The organism is Amycolatopsis tucumanensis, assembly GCF_021654135.1.
GTDB lineage: Bacteria > Actinomycetota > Actinomycetes > Mycobacteriales > Pseudonocardiaceae > Amycolatopsis_E > Amycolatopsis_E tucumanensis.
In genome coordinates, this window is the sequence record NZ_JAKGSD010000030.1 from 1 (window position 1) to 14,173 (window position 14,173).

Annotated in this window: 12 protein-coding genes and 1 pseudogene; 7 read left to right on the forward strand and 6 right to left on the reverse strand. The window is 71.5% G+C overall.

Annotation, left to right across the window (positions count from 1 at the left end; genetic code table 11):
- Positions 1–159 (forward strand): annotated as a pseudogene (locus L2C96_RS26235) (transposase); the annotation flags it as partial.
- A gap of 57 nt (positions 160–216) precedes the next feature.
- On the opposite strand, the gene L2C96_RS26240 reads toward L2C96_RS26235, so the two are convergent.
- The 4 genes from L2C96_RS26240 to gltB all read right to left on the reverse strand — a co-directional run bounded on the left by L2C96_RS26240 (position 217) and on the right by gltB (position 7,940).
- On the reverse strand, positions 217–753 hold the full coding sequence (locus tag L2C96_RS26240; protein ID WP_020419665.1) for a GNAT family N-acetyltransferase: 537 nt from the start codon (positions 751–753) through the stop codon (positions 217–219).
- Between the two features lie 47 nt (positions 754–800).
- The gene (locus tag L2C96_RS26245) at positions 801–1,730 is read right to left on the reverse strand and encodes a trypsin-like serine peptidase (RefSeq protein ID WP_237338156.1); all 930 of its coding nucleotides are present in this window, start codon (positions 1,728–1,730) and stop codon (positions 801–803) included.
- A gap of 134 nt (positions 1,731–1,864) precedes the next feature.
- The gene (locus L2C96_RS26250; protein ID WP_020419667.1) at positions 1,865–3,373 is read right to left on the reverse strand and encodes a glutamate synthase subunit beta; all 1,509 of its coding nucleotides are present in this window, start codon (positions 3,371–3,373) and stop codon (positions 1,865–1,867) included.
- The gene (gene gltB / locus L2C96_RS26255; RefSeq protein WP_237338157.1) at positions 3,366–7,940 is read right to left on the reverse strand and encodes a glutamate synthase large subunit; all 4,575 of its coding nucleotides are present in this window, start codon (positions 7,938–7,940) and stop codon (positions 3,366–3,368) included. Before gltB ends, L2C96_RS26250 begins: the two co-directional genes overlap by 8 nt.
- A gap of 521 nt (positions 7,941–8,461) precedes the next feature.
- Between gltB and L2C96_RS26260 the strand changes: the two genes are divergently transcribed.
- From L2C96_RS26260 to L2C96_RS26275, 4 genes are all read left to right on the forward strand, one after another.
- Positions 8,462–9,385, forward strand: a complete 924-nt coding sequence (locus tag L2C96_RS26260; protein WP_372491271.1) for an ABC transporter substrate-binding protein — start codon at positions 8,462–8,464, stop codon at positions 9,383–9,385.
- Positions 9,378–10,406 carry a FecCD family ABC transporter permease gene (locus L2C96_RS26265; protein ID WP_020419670.1) on the forward strand — a complete coding sequence of 343 codons (1,029 nt, stop codon included), beginning with the start codon at positions 9,378–9,380 and terminating at the stop codon, positions 10,404–10,406. The genes L2C96_RS26260 and L2C96_RS26265 overlap by 8 nt, the downstream gene beginning before the upstream one ends.
- On the forward strand, positions 10,403–11,179 hold the full coding sequence (locus tag L2C96_RS26270; RefSeq protein ID WP_237338158.1) for an ABC transporter ATP-binding protein: 777 nt from the start codon (positions 10,403–10,405) through the stop codon (positions 11,177–11,179). The genes L2C96_RS26265 and L2C96_RS26270 overlap by 4 nt, the downstream gene beginning before the upstream one ends.
- A 107-nt stretch (positions 11,180–11,286) precedes the next feature.
- Positions 11,287–11,439, forward strand: a complete 153-nt coding sequence (locus L2C96_RS26275) for a hypothetical protein (RefSeq protein ID WP_237338159.1) — start codon at positions 11,287–11,289, stop codon at positions 11,437–11,439.
- Positions 11,440–11,495: 56 nt separating this feature from the next.
- On the opposite strand, the gene L2C96_RS26280 is transcribed toward L2C96_RS26275, so the two are convergent.
- Positions 11,496–11,873, reverse strand: coding sequence for a tautomerase family protein (locus L2C96_RS26280; protein WP_237338160.1), 378 nt, complete (start codon positions 11,871–11,873; stop codon positions 11,496–11,498).
- Positions 11,874–11,992: 119 nt separating this feature from the next.
- Here L2C96_RS26280 and L2C96_RS26285 point away from each other — a divergent pair, with 119 nt between their 5' ends.
- Positions 11,993–12,775, forward strand: a complete 783-nt coding sequence (locus L2C96_RS26285) for an SDR family oxidoreductase (RefSeq protein ID WP_020419673.1) — start codon at positions 11,993–11,995, stop codon at positions 12,773–12,775.
- The gene (locus L2C96_RS26290; protein WP_237338161.1) at positions 12,772–13,839 is read left to right on the forward strand and encodes an NAD(P)H-dependent amine dehydrogenase family protein; all 1,068 of its coding nucleotides are present in this window, start codon (positions 12,772–12,774) and stop codon (positions 13,837–13,839) included. Before L2C96_RS26285 ends, L2C96_RS26290 begins: the two co-directional genes overlap by 4 nt.
- Here the strand turns inward: L2C96_RS26290 and L2C96_RS26295 are convergent.
- Positions 13,832–14,146, reverse strand: coding sequence for a hypothetical protein (locus tag L2C96_RS26295; protein ID WP_237338162.1), 315 nt, complete (start codon positions 14,144–14,146; stop codon positions 13,832–13,834). The genes L2C96_RS26290 and L2C96_RS26295 overlap by 8 nt on opposite strands.
- Positions 14,147–14,173 lie beyond the last annotated feature (27 nt).

Here is a 14,173-nt window from a genome sequence, read left to right on the forward strand (position 1 = left end):
GCGGCGGACCAACCACCAAGATCCACCTCGCCTGCGACGGCCACGGACGGCCCTTTGTCGACCCTGTTGACCGGCGGCAACGTCAACGACTGCGTCATGTTCACGCAGGTCATGGCAGGCATCGAGTTCCACCAGCCAGGCCCGGGCAAGACCGCCACCTCCTACCGGAGCATGATCGACCTGGCCACACTGCTCATCTGGCTTTGAGGACAGGCCCTAGGACATCGCTTTCCACTCATGAGCCAGGAGCCCGAGCAGCACCTCATCGAGGAACTCGCCCATCACCCAGGCCGACTTGCGCAGCACGCCCTCCCGCACGAAGCCGTTGCGCTCCGCCGCGCGCAGCATCGCGTAGTTGTCCGCCAGCGTCTCGATCTGCAGCCGCTGCAGGCCGCGCACCACGAAGCCGTAGTGGCACAGCACCGCGACCACGTCGCTGCCGTAACCCTTGCCGCGCGCGGACGGCAGCAGTCCCAGCCCGATGTGCGCGGTGCGGTTGTGCGTGTCGATGCCCCACAGGTTCGCGGTGCCGATCAGCGTGTCGCCCGCCAGCTCCACGATCGAGAACGGGACGTGTTCCGCCACGCTGTCGTCGACGTGCAGCCGCCGGTCCTTCGAGCTCGGCGAGATCGGCCGCCACGGCCGGCTTTCCGCCCGGGAACCGCCCTCCACGTCGTCGTAGAGCTCGGTCCGCAGGATCGGGATGTCCTCCTCGTACCGGGCCCGCAGCCCGACCTTCTCGCCCTTCAGCATGCGGGCTTCCTATCCGACCGGGCCGGGCCGCGGCAACCGAATATGAACTACCGCGCAGCCGCCGCGTTGTAGAGCGCCTCCGCGTCCGCGCCGAAGTACGGGCCGAACATCACGCCGGGCAGGAAGGTGTAACCGAAGCTGTTCACCGAGTTCTGGATGCCGGTCCCGGTCGCCTCGTCGAAGCTGAGGAACCACGGGCCGCCGCTGGAACCGCCGGTCATGTCGCAGCGCATTCCGAGGTCGTTGCTGCCGAACGTGTCGTTGAAGGTCCGGCCGGCGCAGTAGGTCAGTTCGCTGCCGTCGTACGGCGGCTCGGCGGGGTAGCCGAAGCTGTGCATCGCCTGGCCGCGCGGCTGGTTGAACGCGATGCCCTGCGAGCCGACGACATCCGTCAGGTACTGGCCGTTGAGCGGGGCCACCACGGCGGCGCCGACGTCGTAGTTGAGGTCCTCGTTCGCCTGCCACTGCGGCGTGGTGAGGGTCGTGGTGGCGGCCCACTCGCCGTACGGGGCGTTGCCGTTGTCGTAGCCCGGCACGAAGACCCAGTTGGTGTGCCAGCTGCCCTCGAACTTCACGCAGTGCCCGGCGGTGATGACGACGCTGCGGTTGGCGCTGGTGACCGCGTCGCCGCTGCACGAGGCCGGGGAACCGTTGAAGGTGAAGAACACCCGGCCCGCGGTGCGCGTGACCGCGCCGCCGCCGGCCCACGGGTCGCCGGTGCTGACCTTCGAGGTCCGCGACGGGAGCAGGCGCGGCACCGCGGCGCGGACGTCGGCGCCGAGGTCGCGGGCGGCGGTCACCAGGCCGTCGAGCGGCTTGGCGGAGCGCATCTTCTCCGGCGTCCAGTACTCCGCGGCACCGGCGCCGTGGACGTGGACCGCCGGGCCGGGCGCCGCCGTGGCCGGCGCGTTGAACACGGCCGTGGTGACCGCGGCGACCGCCGCGAGAACCAGTGCCCGGATACCTGTTCGCTTCATGACGCCACCCGTCTGCCGGTCGATCCGTTGTCACCGAAAGTTAGGCGGGCGCGACGGGGTGAACAATCGGCCGTTCGGGCCCAGGGTGAGCCCGAACGGCCGATGCGCGTTATTTGGTTGCGTTACCCGGAGAGTTACACCACAGCGAGCGGCAGAGCCGTCGGATGCACCGGGGCCGGCAGGTCCGACGCCCCGGTCAGGTAGGCGTCGACGGCGTTGGCCACCGAGCGGCCCTCCGCGATCGCCCACACGACCAGCGACGCGCCGCGGTGGGCGTCACCGCAGACGAACACGCCCGGGGCCTCGGTCTGCCAGTCCGGGCCGCACGAGATGGTGCCGCGCCGGGTCAGCCGGATGCCCAGGTCGTCGAGCAGCCGCATGTGCTCCACGCCCTCGAACCCGATGGCGAACAGCACCAGGTCGGCCGGGATCTCCTCGATCTCGTCCGACACCGGCAGCACCTCGCGGCGCCCGGTCTCCGGGTCCTTGACGACCTTGACCTGCTGCAGCTCGATCGCGCGGACGTGCCCGTTCTCGTCGCCCACGAACCGCCGCACGGCGACACCGAACTTCCGCTCGCCGCCCTCCTCGTGCGCCGGGTAGGTGCGCAGCACGTACGGCCACGTCGGCCACGGCGACCGCTCGTCGTCGCGGGTCGTCGGCGGCATCGGGTACTGGTCCAGCTGGACCACCGAGGCCGCGCCCTGGCGGATCGCGGTGCCGTAGGAGTCGGCGCCGGTGTCACCGCCGCCGATGATCACCACGTGCTTGCCGTGCGCGTGGACCGGCGACGGGCCGTCGCCCTCGCACTGCTTGTTGGCCGGCACCAGGTGCTCCATCGCCAGGTGGATGCCCTTGAGCTCCCGGCCGGGCGTGGTGGTGTCGTCACGGCCGCGCAGCGCGCCGACGGCGAGCACGACCGCGTCGTAGCGGGCCCGCAGCTCCTCGACGGTGATGTCGACGCCCACCTCGCAGCCCGTGACGAACTGCGTGCCCTCCTTCTTGAGCTGGGCCAGGCGCTTGTCGAGGTGCTTCTTCTCCATCTTGAACTCGGGGATGCCGTAGCGGAGCAGCCCGCCGAGCCGGTCGTCCCGCTCGAAGACGGTCACGTCGTGCCCGGCGCGGGTGAGCTGCTGGGCGGCGGCGAGACCGGCCGGGCCGGACCCGACCACGGCGACGCGCTGACCGCTGGCCACCTCGGCGACCTGCGGCTGGGCCAGGCCAAGCTCCCACGACTTCTCCGCGATCGTCGCCTCGACGCGCTTGATCGCGACCGGGCCGCCGGACAGCGGCGAGATGGACAGCGTGCAGCCCGCCTCGCACGGCGCCGGGCACAGCTTCCCGGTGAACTCCGGGAAGTTGTTGGTGGCGTGCAGCCGGTCGCTGGCCGCGGTCCAGTCACCGCGGCGCACCAGGTCGTTCCACTCCGGGATCAGGTTGCCCAGCGGGCAGCCGGAACCGGCCGAGTGGCAGAACGGGATGCCGCAGTCCATGCAGCGGGTGGCCTGGGTGCGCACCTGCTGGTCGCGCTCGGCCGGTTCGAGGTCGACGTAGACCTCGCGCCAGTCCTCGGCGCGGTGCTCCTTGGGGCGCTTGGGCGGCTCGACCCGCTCGTACTTCAGGAAGCCCTTGGGGTCAGCCACGAGACGCCACCTCCATGATCGCCTCGTCGACGTCGCGGCCCGCGGCCTTCGCGGCCTTGGTCGCCTCCAGCACGCGCTTGTAGTCGCGCGGCATGACCTTCGTGAAGCTCGCCGACCGGCGCGGCCAGTCGCCGAGCAGCGAGGCGGCGACCGCCGAGCGGGTGAGTTCGTGGTGACGGGTCACGATGTCCTTCAACCAGTTCAGATCCTCGGGCTCGAGCGGGAGCAGCTCGACCATCTCGCGGTTGACGCTGCCCTCGTCGAGGTCGAGGACGTAGCCGATACCGCCGGACATGCCCGCGGCGAGGTTGCGGCCGGTCGGTCCGAGCACCACGGCACGGCCACCGGTCATGTATTCGAAGGCGTGGTCGCCCACGCCCTCGGCGACGACGGTGGCGCCCGAGTTGCGTACGCAGAACCGCTCGCCCACGTGCCCGCGCAGGAACATCTCCCCCGCGGTGGCGCCGTAGGCCAGCGTGTTGCCGGCGATGACCTGACGTTCGGCGGCGAACGTCGCGTCCGGGTGCGGCCGCACGATGATGCGGCCGCCGGACAGGCCCTTGCCGACGTAGTCGTTGGCGTCGCCCACCATCTCCAGCGTGACGCCGCGCGGCAGGAACGCGCCCAGCGACTGCCCCGCCGACCCGGTGAGCCGGATGTGGATCGTGCCGTCGGGCAGGCCCTCCCCGCCGTAGCGGCGGGTGATCTCCGAGCCCAGCAGTGTGCCGACGGTGCGGTTGACGTTGCGCACCGGCAGTTCCAGCCGGACCGGGTGCGCGTCCTCCAGCGCCGCCTCGGACAACTGGATCAGCGTGCGGTCCAGAGCGTGCTCGAGGCCGTGGTCCTGCTCGCGGATCTTGCGCCGGGCGCCGCCGTACGGGGTGTCGGTCGGCATCTGGAAGATCGGCGACAGGTCCAGGCCGCTGGCCTTCCAGTGGTCGACGGCGTCGTCGGTGTCCAGCACGTCGGCACGGCCGATCGCCTCGTCCAGGGTGCGGAAACCCAGCTCCGCCAGCAGTTCCCGGACCTCCTGCGCGACGAACCGGAAGTAGTTCACCACGTGCTCGGCCTGCCCGGTGTAGCGCTTGCGCAGCTCCGGGCTCTGCGTGGCGACACCGACGGGGCAGGTGTCGAGGTGGCAGACGCGCATCATGATGCAGCCGGCCACGATCAGCGGCGCGGTCGCGAAGCCGTACTCCTCGGCGCCGAGCAGCGCGGCGACCACGACGTCGCGGCCGGTCTTCATCGCGCCGTCGACCTGCACGGTGATGCGGTCGCGCAGCCCGTTCAGCATCAGGGTCTGCTGGGTCTCGGCAAGGCCGATCTCCCACGGCGTGCCCGCGTGCTTGAGCGAGTTCAGCGGCGAGGCGCCGGTGCCGCCGTCGTGGCCGGAGATCAGCACGACGTCCGCGTGCGCCTTGGACACGCCGGCCGCGACCGTGCCGACGCCGAGCGAGCTGACCAGCTTCACGTGGATGCGGGCCTGCTCGTTGGCGTTCTTCAGGTCGTGGATCAGCTGGGCCAGGTCCTCGATCGAGTAGATGTCGTGGTGCGGCGGCGGCGAGATGAGGCCGACGCCCGGCGTGGAGTGCCGGGTGCGCGCGATCCACGGGTACACCTTGTTCGGCGGCAGCTGGCCGCCCTCGCCGGGCTTGGCGCCCTGCGCCATCTTGATCTGGATGTCGTCGGCGTTGACCAGGTACTCGCTCGTCACGCCGAAGCGGCCGCTGGCGACCTGCTTGATCGCGCTGCGCCGCTCGGGGTCGTAGAGCCGCTCCGGGTCCTCGCCGCCCTCACCGGTGTTGGAGCGGCCGCCGATGCGGTTCATCGCGATCGCGAGCGTCTGGTGCGCCTCGGCCGAGATCGAACCGTAGGACATCGCGCCGGTGTTGAACCGCTTGCAGATCGACTCGACCGACTCGACCTCGTCGATCGGCACCGGGGCGCGGCCTTCCTTGCGGAACTTGAACAACCCGCGCAGCGCGCCGCCCTCGCGGGACAGGCGGTGCACCTCTTCCGTGTACTTCCGGTACACCTCGTCGCGGCGCGTCTTGCTGGCGTGCTGCAGCAGGAACACGGTCTCCGGGGTGAACAGGTGCAGCTCGCCCTCGCGGCGGTAGGCGTACTCGCCGCCGCTGTCCAGGCGGCGGTGCACGCGGTCGGTGGGGTTGTCCGGGTACGCCCGGCGGTGCCGGACGGCGACCTCCTCGGCGAGCACGTCGAGACCGACGCCGCCGAGCTTGGACACCGTGCCGGTGAAGTACTCGTCGAGCAGTTCCTGCGACAGCCCGAAGGACTCGAACACCTGCGCCGCGGTGTAGGCGCCGACCGTCGAGATGCCCATCTTGGACATGATCTTCAGGACGCCCTTGACGAGCGCGTTGACGTAGTTGCGCACGGCCTTGCGCGGCTCGATGCCGGTGATCGCGCCCTGCGCGATCATGTCCTCGATCGTCTCGAAGGCCAGGTACGGGTTCACCGCGGCCGCGCCGTAACCGAGCAGCAGCGCGATGTGGTGCACCTCGCGGGCGTCACCGGTCTCGACGACGAGCGCGACGCGCAGCCGCTCCTTGGTGCGCACCAGGTGGTGGTGCACCGCGGAAACCAGCAGCAGCGACGGGATCGGCGCCATCTTGTGGTCGGAGTCCCGGTCGGACAGCACGAGCGTGCGCGCGCCCGCCGCGATCGCCTCGGACGCCTCGCGGCGCACCCGCTCGATCGCCTCCGCCAGCGCCTTGCCGCCGCCGTCCACTTCGAACAGTCCGGACAGGACGGTGCAGGCGAAGCCGGGCAGGTCGCCGTCGTCGTTGATGTGGATGAGCTTGGCCAGCTCGTCGTTGTCGATGACCGGGTACGGCAGCTGGATGTGCCGGCACGAGGCCGGGCCAGGGTCGAGCAGGTTGCGCTCGGGACCCATGATCCGGCTCATCGACGTGACCAGCTCCTCGCGGATCGCGTCCAGCGGCGGGTTGGTCACCTGGGCGAAGGCCTGTTTGAAGTAGTCGTAGAGCTGCCGCGAGCGCTTGGACAGCACGGCGGGCGGGGTGTCGGTGCCCATCGAGCCCAGCGGCTCGGCGCCCTTCTCGGCCATCGGCGCGAGCAGGATCTTCAGCTCCTCCTCGGAGTAGCCGAAGGCGAGCTGGCGGCGCAGCACCGAGTCGTGGCTCTGCGTGACGTGGTCGCGGTCCTGCAGGTCGGCCAGCTGCAGCAGGCCGGCGTGCAGCCACTCCTCGTACGGGTGCTGCTTCGCCAGCTCCGACTTGACCTCGTCGTCGGCGACGATGCGGCCTGCCTCGGTGTCCACCAGGAACATGCGGCCCGGCTTGAGGCGGCCCTTCGCGACCACCTGGTCCGGCGGCACGTCCAGGACGCCGGCCTCGCTGGCCAGCACGACGCGGTCGTCGGCGGTGCGCCACCAGCGGCACGGGCGCAGGCCGTTGCGGTCCAGCACCGCGCCGACGAGCGTGCCGTCGGTGAAGGTGACGCACGCGGGGCCGTCCCACGGCTCCATCAGGCTGGCGTGGAACTGGTAGAACGCGCGGCGCTGCGCGTCCATGGTCGCGTGGTTCTCCCACGCCTCCGGAATCATCATCAGCACGGCGTGCGGCAGGCTGCGACCGCCCAGGTGCAGCAGTTCGAGCACCTCGTCGAAGGACGCCGAGTCCGACGCCTCCGGCGAGCAGATCGGGTACAGCCGGGTCAGGTCGCCCGGGATCAGGCCCGATTCGAGCAGCGCCTCGCGGGCCCGCATGCGGTTGCGGTTGCCGCGGATCGTGTTGATCTCACCGTTGTGCGCGACGAACCGGAACGGGTGCGCCAGCGGCCACGACGGGAACGTGTTGGTGGAAAAGCGGCTGTGCACCAGCGCGATCGCGCTGGTGAGCCGCGGGTCGCGCAGGTCGCCGAAGAACGCGGGCAACTGCTCGGGCGTGAGCATTCCCTTGTAGACCATCGTGCGCGAGGACAGCGACGGGAAGTACGTGCCGCACTCGGCCACGACGCTCTCGTGCTCGACGCGCTTGCGCAGGCAGAAGGTGAGCCGGTCCAGGTCCAAGCCCGAGGGCCGCGCGCCCTCGGCGTCCGGCCTGCCCGCCACGAACAGCATGGCGAAGTGCGGCATCACCGAACGCGCGGTAGGGCCGATGTCCGCCCCGTCGGCGTCGACCGGGACCTCGCGCCAGCCCAGCACCTCGAGGCTCTCCTCATCGGCGAGGCGCTCGATCAGCGCCACGGCCTTGCCGCGCGCCTCCTCCTCGGCGGGCAGGAACGCGATGCCGGCCGCGTAGCGGTGGTGGCCCTGCGCGTCGGGTTCGGGCAGCTCGAAGCCGGCTTCCTCGCGGAGCAGCTGGTCGGGCAGCTGCACGAGGATCCCGGCGCCGTCGCCGGAAGTCGGTTCGGCGCCCGCGGCGCCCCGGTGGTCCAGGTTGATCAGCGCCGTCAGCCCGTCCGTGACGATGGCGTGCGTGCGCCGGCCCTGAATGTCGGCCACCATCGCCACACCGCAGGAATCCTGCTCCATGGCAGGGTCGTACAGGCCCTGCTTGCCCGGGTTGGCGGAGAAGATCATGCGGGGACCTCCTTCGTCGTCTCAATGCTCAGTTCGGAAAGTTCCCCCGGTACTGCTGCAGGGACGACGATGGCCCTTGGATTAGCGCGACCTTAACACCCAGGAAACATGACGGCACCCTCTCGGAGTGTGGATTTTCTCATCCGATCGGTAACGATCTGGCTGCGAGGAACGACGTCGTTCTTGATGGGCTGGTTCGGTTCTGCTTACCGAGCATACGCGTCGCGCGATCCCATCAAGATTACGCGAGGATCCCGCCCGGCGGCCAGATTCGCCGGTGGTAGCGTTCCTCACGCTGGTCAGCGGCTTGCCGACCAGTGACGCGGCGGCCGCGAAACCGGTGGGAACCCGGTGCTGTGCCGCAACTGTGATGACTCGGGTGCGCTCCGTGCTCACCCGGTCGAGCCAGGTCGCCTGCCGCCGCGCCGACGCCTTTCGCCTCCGGCTCAGGGGTGCGGCGTCCGTTACGCCTGGGTGCGGGACGGGGCCCCGGGACGCCGGCCGGAAACCGAGGTCTTCCCGTGTTCCGTCGTATCGCACCGTTGTTCGCCGTTCTACTCGTACTCGCCGGGTGCGCCACCCGGCCGTCCGAGGATTCGACCGCCCCGCCCGAAACGCAGGGCGCCTTCCCGGTCACGGTCGCCGCGCCCGGCGCACCGGCGGTGACGCTCGACCGGCAGCCGCAGCGGATCGTGTCGTTGTCGCCCGCCGCCACCGAGACGTTGTTCGCGCTCGGCGCGGGACCGCAGGTGGTCGCCGTCGACTCGGCGTCGAACTTCCCGGAGCAGGCGCCGCGGACCCAGTTGTCCGGCCTCAGCCCGGATCCGGAGGCGATCGCCGCCTACCGGCCCGACCTCGTCGTGGTCTACGCCGACACCACCGGCCTCGCCGACGCGCTGGCCAGGACCGGCACCAAGACCCTCGTGATGCCCGACGCGAAGACGCTCGACGACGCCTACGCGCAGTTCGAGGTGCTGGGCAAGGCGACCGGGCACCAGGCCGAGGGCGAGAGCCTGGCCCGGCAGACCCGCGACGACATCGACAAGATCGTCGCGGACACCCCGAAGCGGTCGCTGACCTACTACTGGGAGCTGGACCAGACGTTCTACAGCGTGACGTCGGCTACCTTCGCCGGGCAGGTCCTCACCCGGTTCGGCCTCACCAACATCGCCGACGGGACCGATCCGAACGCCTCCGGCGGCTACCCGCAGCTGTCGGCCGAACGCATCCTGCAGTCCAACCCGGACCTGATCTTCCTCGCGGACAGCAAGTGCTGCGGGCAGAACGCGCAGACCGTCGCCGCCCGGCCGGGCTGGAGCACGTTGACCGCTGTGCAACGCGGACAGGTGATCGCGCTCGACGACGACATCGCCTCGCGCTGGAGCCCGCGGATCGTCGACCTCGTCCGCACGGTCGCCGACGTGATCACCAAGGCCGGTGCCTGACACCCGCACGCGGCTGCGAGCCCCGGTCCTGGTCGCCGGGCTCGTGGTGCTCGTGGCCGTCCTGCTGTTCGCCGTGCTTGTCGGGGCGAGCGACCTCGGCTGGCAGCGGGTGCTCGCCGAGATCTGGGCGCAGGTCACCGGCGGGCAGTCGCCGCTGTCCGCGCGGGAGGCCGCGATCGTGTGGCAGCTGCGGGTGCCGCGGGTCCTGCTCGCCGGGATCGTGGGCGCGGCGCTCGCGGTGTCCGGGGCGACGTTCCAGGGCGTGTTCCGCAACCCGCTCGCCGACCCGTACCTGCTGGGCGCGGCGGCCGGGGCGGGCATGGCGGCCACGCTCGTCGTGGTGTTCGCCCCGGCGGTCAGCGGGTGGGTCGTCGGCCCGTTGCCGCTGGCCGCGTTCGCCGGCGCGCTCGGCGGGGTCGGGCTGAGCTGGCTGGTCGGCCGCTCGGCCGGCGGCAGCACGAGCACGCTGCTGCTGGCCGGGGTCGCGGTGGCGTCGTTCCTCACCGCGATCCAGACGTTCGCGCAGCAGCTGAACACGGAGACGATCCGGCAGGTCTACACGTGGATGCTGGGCGGGCTGAACGTGAGCGGGTGGCGGGAGGTCCTGATCGCGGTGCCGTACGTGGCGGTCGCCGCGGTCGTGCTGTGCCTGTCGGCGCGGCTGCTGGACGTGCTCGCGCTCGGCGACGCGGAGGCGGCGTCGCTGGGGCTGCGGCCAGGCCGGATCCGGCTGGTCGTGCTGGCGGCGGCGTCCCTGGCGACCGCGGCGGCGGTGTCGGTGAGCGGGCTGATCGGGTTCGTCGGGATCGTGGTGCCGCACGTGGTGCGGATGCTCGCCGGGGCCAGCTACCGGGTGGTGATCCCGCTGTCGCTGGTCGGCGGCGCGGCGTTCCTGGTGCTGGCCGACCAGCTGGCGCGCACGGTCATGCCGGGCGAGCTGCCGCTGGGCGTGGTCACCGCGTTCACCGGGGCGCCGTTCTTCGCCTGGATCCTGCGCTCGTCGCGGAGGAGGTTCTCGTGACCGCGTTGTCGTTGCGCTCGGTGCGGGCAGGCTACGGCGATTGCCCGGTGGTGCACGGGGTGTCGGTCGAGGTGCCGCCCGGCGGCTGGCTGGCGATCGTCGGCCCGAACGGCGCCGGGAAGTCCACTTTGCTCAAAACGGTGGCGGGACTCCTGCCGCCGCAAGGGGAAGTGCTCATCGACGGCAGGTCGGGGTTGCCGCGCAAGGAACTGGCGCGCGTGGTCGGTTACGCGCCCCAGGACCCGGCCGTGCCAGCCGGCCTGACGGTGACCGACTACGTGCTGCTCGGCCGGACGCCGCACCTGGGGCTGCTGGCACGGGAAAGTCGGGCCGATCTGTCCATTGTGGAGGACGTGCTGGCCCGGCTCGATCTGGGTGCGCTGGCGGGCAGGCGAATGGACATGCTCTCCGGCGGCGAACGCCAGCGGGCGGTCCTGGCGCGGGTGCTGGCGCAGCGGGCGAGCCTGCTGCTGCTCGACGAGCCGACCACCGGCCTCGACATCGGGCACGCGCAGGCGTTGCTGGAGCTGATCGACCGGCTGCGGCACGAGGACGGGATCACCGTGGTGTCGACGCTGCACGACCTGACGTTCGCCGCGCAGTACGCCGAGCAGCTCCTCCTGCTCGACGACGGCCGGGCGGTCGCCGCCGGGCCGCCCGCGGAGGTGCTCACCACGGAGACGCTGGCCCGGCATTACGGCGCAGCGGCGGAAGTCCGCGTCGGCGACCGTGGCGAACTGGCGGTGCTACCGATCCGCCCGGCGCGGCCCTGACCCGGGGAAGCGCTGGCACGGCAGCGGAGGTCCGCGTCGGCGACCATGGCGAACTAGCCGTACTGCCGATCCGCCCGACGCGGCCCTGACCCGGGGACCGCTGGCGGGTGGTCGACGACGTGACCGGCGCGCAAGGCGCCCTTCGCCCGCTCGGGGAGAAAGACTCGGCGATCGACGCGTTCGTGGACGCGCTGCGCGCCGACTGCACGCGGGAGTTCGGCCCCTGGATCGACCGGTTCTTCCACCCCGCACGGAACTAACGCCGCCGCGGAAAACCCTTGCCCCGTAGTGACTTAGCTGCCCGGTCCGCCGCTCATCAGGGCAGGCGGGCGTGTTCGGCTCGGGTGGCAGCGAGCCGCTCACGCGCGAGCGCACGGGCCCGCTTGGTGTCGTCGCCCGTGAGCCGGGCGAGGATCGTCGCGAGCGGCCTGATCTTGCCCCAGCCGCCCCAGTGGCCCTCGGGGATCTCGGTGGGGAACACCCAGATCCGGCTGGCGTCACGCGGCCAGGCGCCGTTCTCCGCGTCGAGGATCGCCTCGGTGACCTCGGCGATGACGCTCGCACGCTTCTGCTCGTCGAGCCGGCCCTCGGGAACGGACGGGACGACCTTGTAGCGAGGTGCGTCCGCGGGTGCTCCGCCGACGTAGACGCCGGTCGGCCGGTGCAGCCACAGCCAGGAGACGGAACGGGTCACCGGGGCGACGGGGTCGCACGGCGCATCACTCCTGCGGTCACCTGAACTCCTAGGCTCGACGTCCGGGCCGCGGGGTGAACGTTGACCGCACAGAACTAGAACCTGTTACAGTCGGGCGCATGATCCTCGATCGTTTCCGCGTGACCGGCAGGGTCGCCGTGGTCACCGGGGCCGGGCGCGGCATCGGCGCGGGAGCCGCCGTGGCGCTGGCCGAAGCCGGTGCGGACGTGGTGATCTCCTCCCGCACGAAGACCGACCTCGACGCCGTCGCCGCGCGCGTGGCCGACGCCGGGCGGCGCGCGCACGTCGTGCCTGCCGACCTCAGCGATCCCGCCGCGGCCGCCGCGCTCGCGCAGGCCGCGGTCGGCGAGTTCGGCCGCGTGGACATCGTGGTCAACAACGTCGGCGGCACCTACCCCCGCCCGCTGCTGGAGACCACACCCGAGTTCCTGGAGGAAGCCTTCCGCTTCAACGTCTCCACCGCGCACGCCCTCACCACCGCGGCCGTGCCGTTCATGACCGACGGCGGCGCGGTCGTCAACATCTCGTCGAACATGGGCCGTGTCGCCGGGCGCGGGTTCGCCGCCTACGGCACCGCCAAGGCCGCGCTCGCCCACTACACGCGCCTGGCCGCCTACGACCTCGCGCCGCGGATCCGGGTCAACGCGATCGCCGTCGGGTCGGTGGCGACCTCGGCGCTCGAAGTGGTGGTGAACAACCCGGAGATCAAGGGGAAGATGGAGGCGGACACGCCGTTGCGCCGGCTCGGCGAGGTCGAGGACATCGCGGCCGCGATCGTCTACCTGGCCTCCCCTGCCGGCTCGTTCGTCACCGGGAAGGTGCTGGAAGTGGACGGTGGGCTGCAGGCACCCAACCTCGAACTCGGATTGCCGGACCTGTGACGCACCGGGTGGTGCAGTGGAGCACCGGCAACGTGGGGCGGCACGCGATCGCGGGCATCGACGCCCATCCGGAGCTGGAACTGGCCGGCGTCTGGGTGTCGAACCCGGACAAGGCCGGCCGCGACGCCGGTGAGCTGGCCGGCCTTGGCCGGACGCTGGGCGTCGAGGCGACCACCGACGCCGACGCGCTGCTGGCGTTGAAGCCGGACTGCGTGGTCTACACGGCGATGGCGGACGACCGTCTGATGGAAGCGCTGGCCGACCTGCAGCGGATCCTGCGGGCGGGCGTCAACGTGGTGTCGAGCAGCCCGGTGTTCCTGCAGTTCCCGGACGGCGTGGTGCCCGAGGAGGTGTCCGCGCCCGTGCGTGCGGCCGCGGCCGAGGGCGGCGCGTCCCTGTGGGTGAACGGCGTCGACCCCGGGTTCGCCAACGACTGGCTGCCGCTGGTGCTGACCGGCGTGTGCGAGCGGATCGACGAGGTGCGCTGCTTCGAGATCCTGGACTACTCGACCTACGACAACCGCAAGGTCGTCTTCGACATCATGGGTTTCGGCAGCCCGCTGGACCAGAAGCCGATGCTGCTGCAGCCCGGCGTGTTGTCGCTGGCGTGGGGCAGCGTGGTGCGTCAGCTGGCGGCCGGGCTGGGCGTGGAGCTGGACGCGGTCGAGGAGAGCTACGAACGGCTTCCCGCGCCGACGACGTTCGACATCTCGTGCGGCACCATCGCCGAGGGCACGGCGGCCGCGCTGCGGTTCGAGGTGCGCGGCATGCGTGGCGGACGGCCGGTGTGCGTGCTGGAACACGTGACGCGGCTGCGGCCGGACCTGGGGCCGGACTGGCCGCAGCCGTCCGGGCAGGGCTGCTACCGGGTGCAGGTGACCGGCGAGCCGAACTACACGCTGGACCTGCGGCTGGTCGGCACGGACGGCGACCACAACACGGCCGGCCTCAAGGCGACCGCGATGCGCCTGGTGAACGCGATCCCCGCGGTGGTCGCGGCGCCGCCCGGGCTGCTGACGGCGCTGGATCTGCCGCTGGTGACGGGGCGCGGCCTGGTCAGCTAGACCACTGCGTCAGGCCGATGTAGAGCACCACACCCGCCGCGACGAGGGCGGCGAACCCGAGCGCGCCGCCGAGGAGCAGTCCGCTGCCCAGGGAACGCCACGGCGGCCGAGCGAGCCGGCACAGGCACCCGCCGATGATCGCGCCGAAGGTGACCCCGATGAACGCGTAGGTGTATTCGCCGGCGTGCCAGCCGGTGATCGCGTCCCGGGCCAGGGCGACCACGACCCCGATCAGCAGTCCGGCCGCGAGCGCGAACCCCAGGAAGGCGACTCCCGGCCGGGGCCGGAGCGGGTCGGGCGCGGTCATGATCGCCAGTCTGCCGCGCCCGGCCGG

Excerpts from the sequence above, each read along its gene's own strand:
- L2C96_RS26240 (WP_020419665.1), bottom strand. The coding sequence starts at position 753 with ATGCTGAAGGGCGAGAAGGTCGGGCTGCGGGCCCGGTACGAGGAGGAC.
- L2C96_RS26245 (WP_237338156.1), bottom strand. The coding sequence starts at position 1,730 with ATGAAGCGAACAGGTATCCGGGCACTGGTTCTCGCGGCGGTCGCCGCG.
- gltB (WP_237338157.1), bottom strand. The coding sequence starts at position 7,940 with ATGATCTTCTCCGCCAACCCGGGCAAGCAGGGCCTGTACGACCCTGCC.
- L2C96_RS26285 (WP_020419673.1), top strand. The coding sequence starts at position 11,993 with ATGATCCTCGATCGTTTCCGCGTGACCGGCAGGGTCGCCGTGGTCACC.
- L2C96_RS26295 (WP_237338162.1), bottom strand. The coding sequence starts at position 14,146 with ATGACCGCGCCCGACCCGCTCCGGCCCCGGCCGGGAGTCGCCTTCCTG.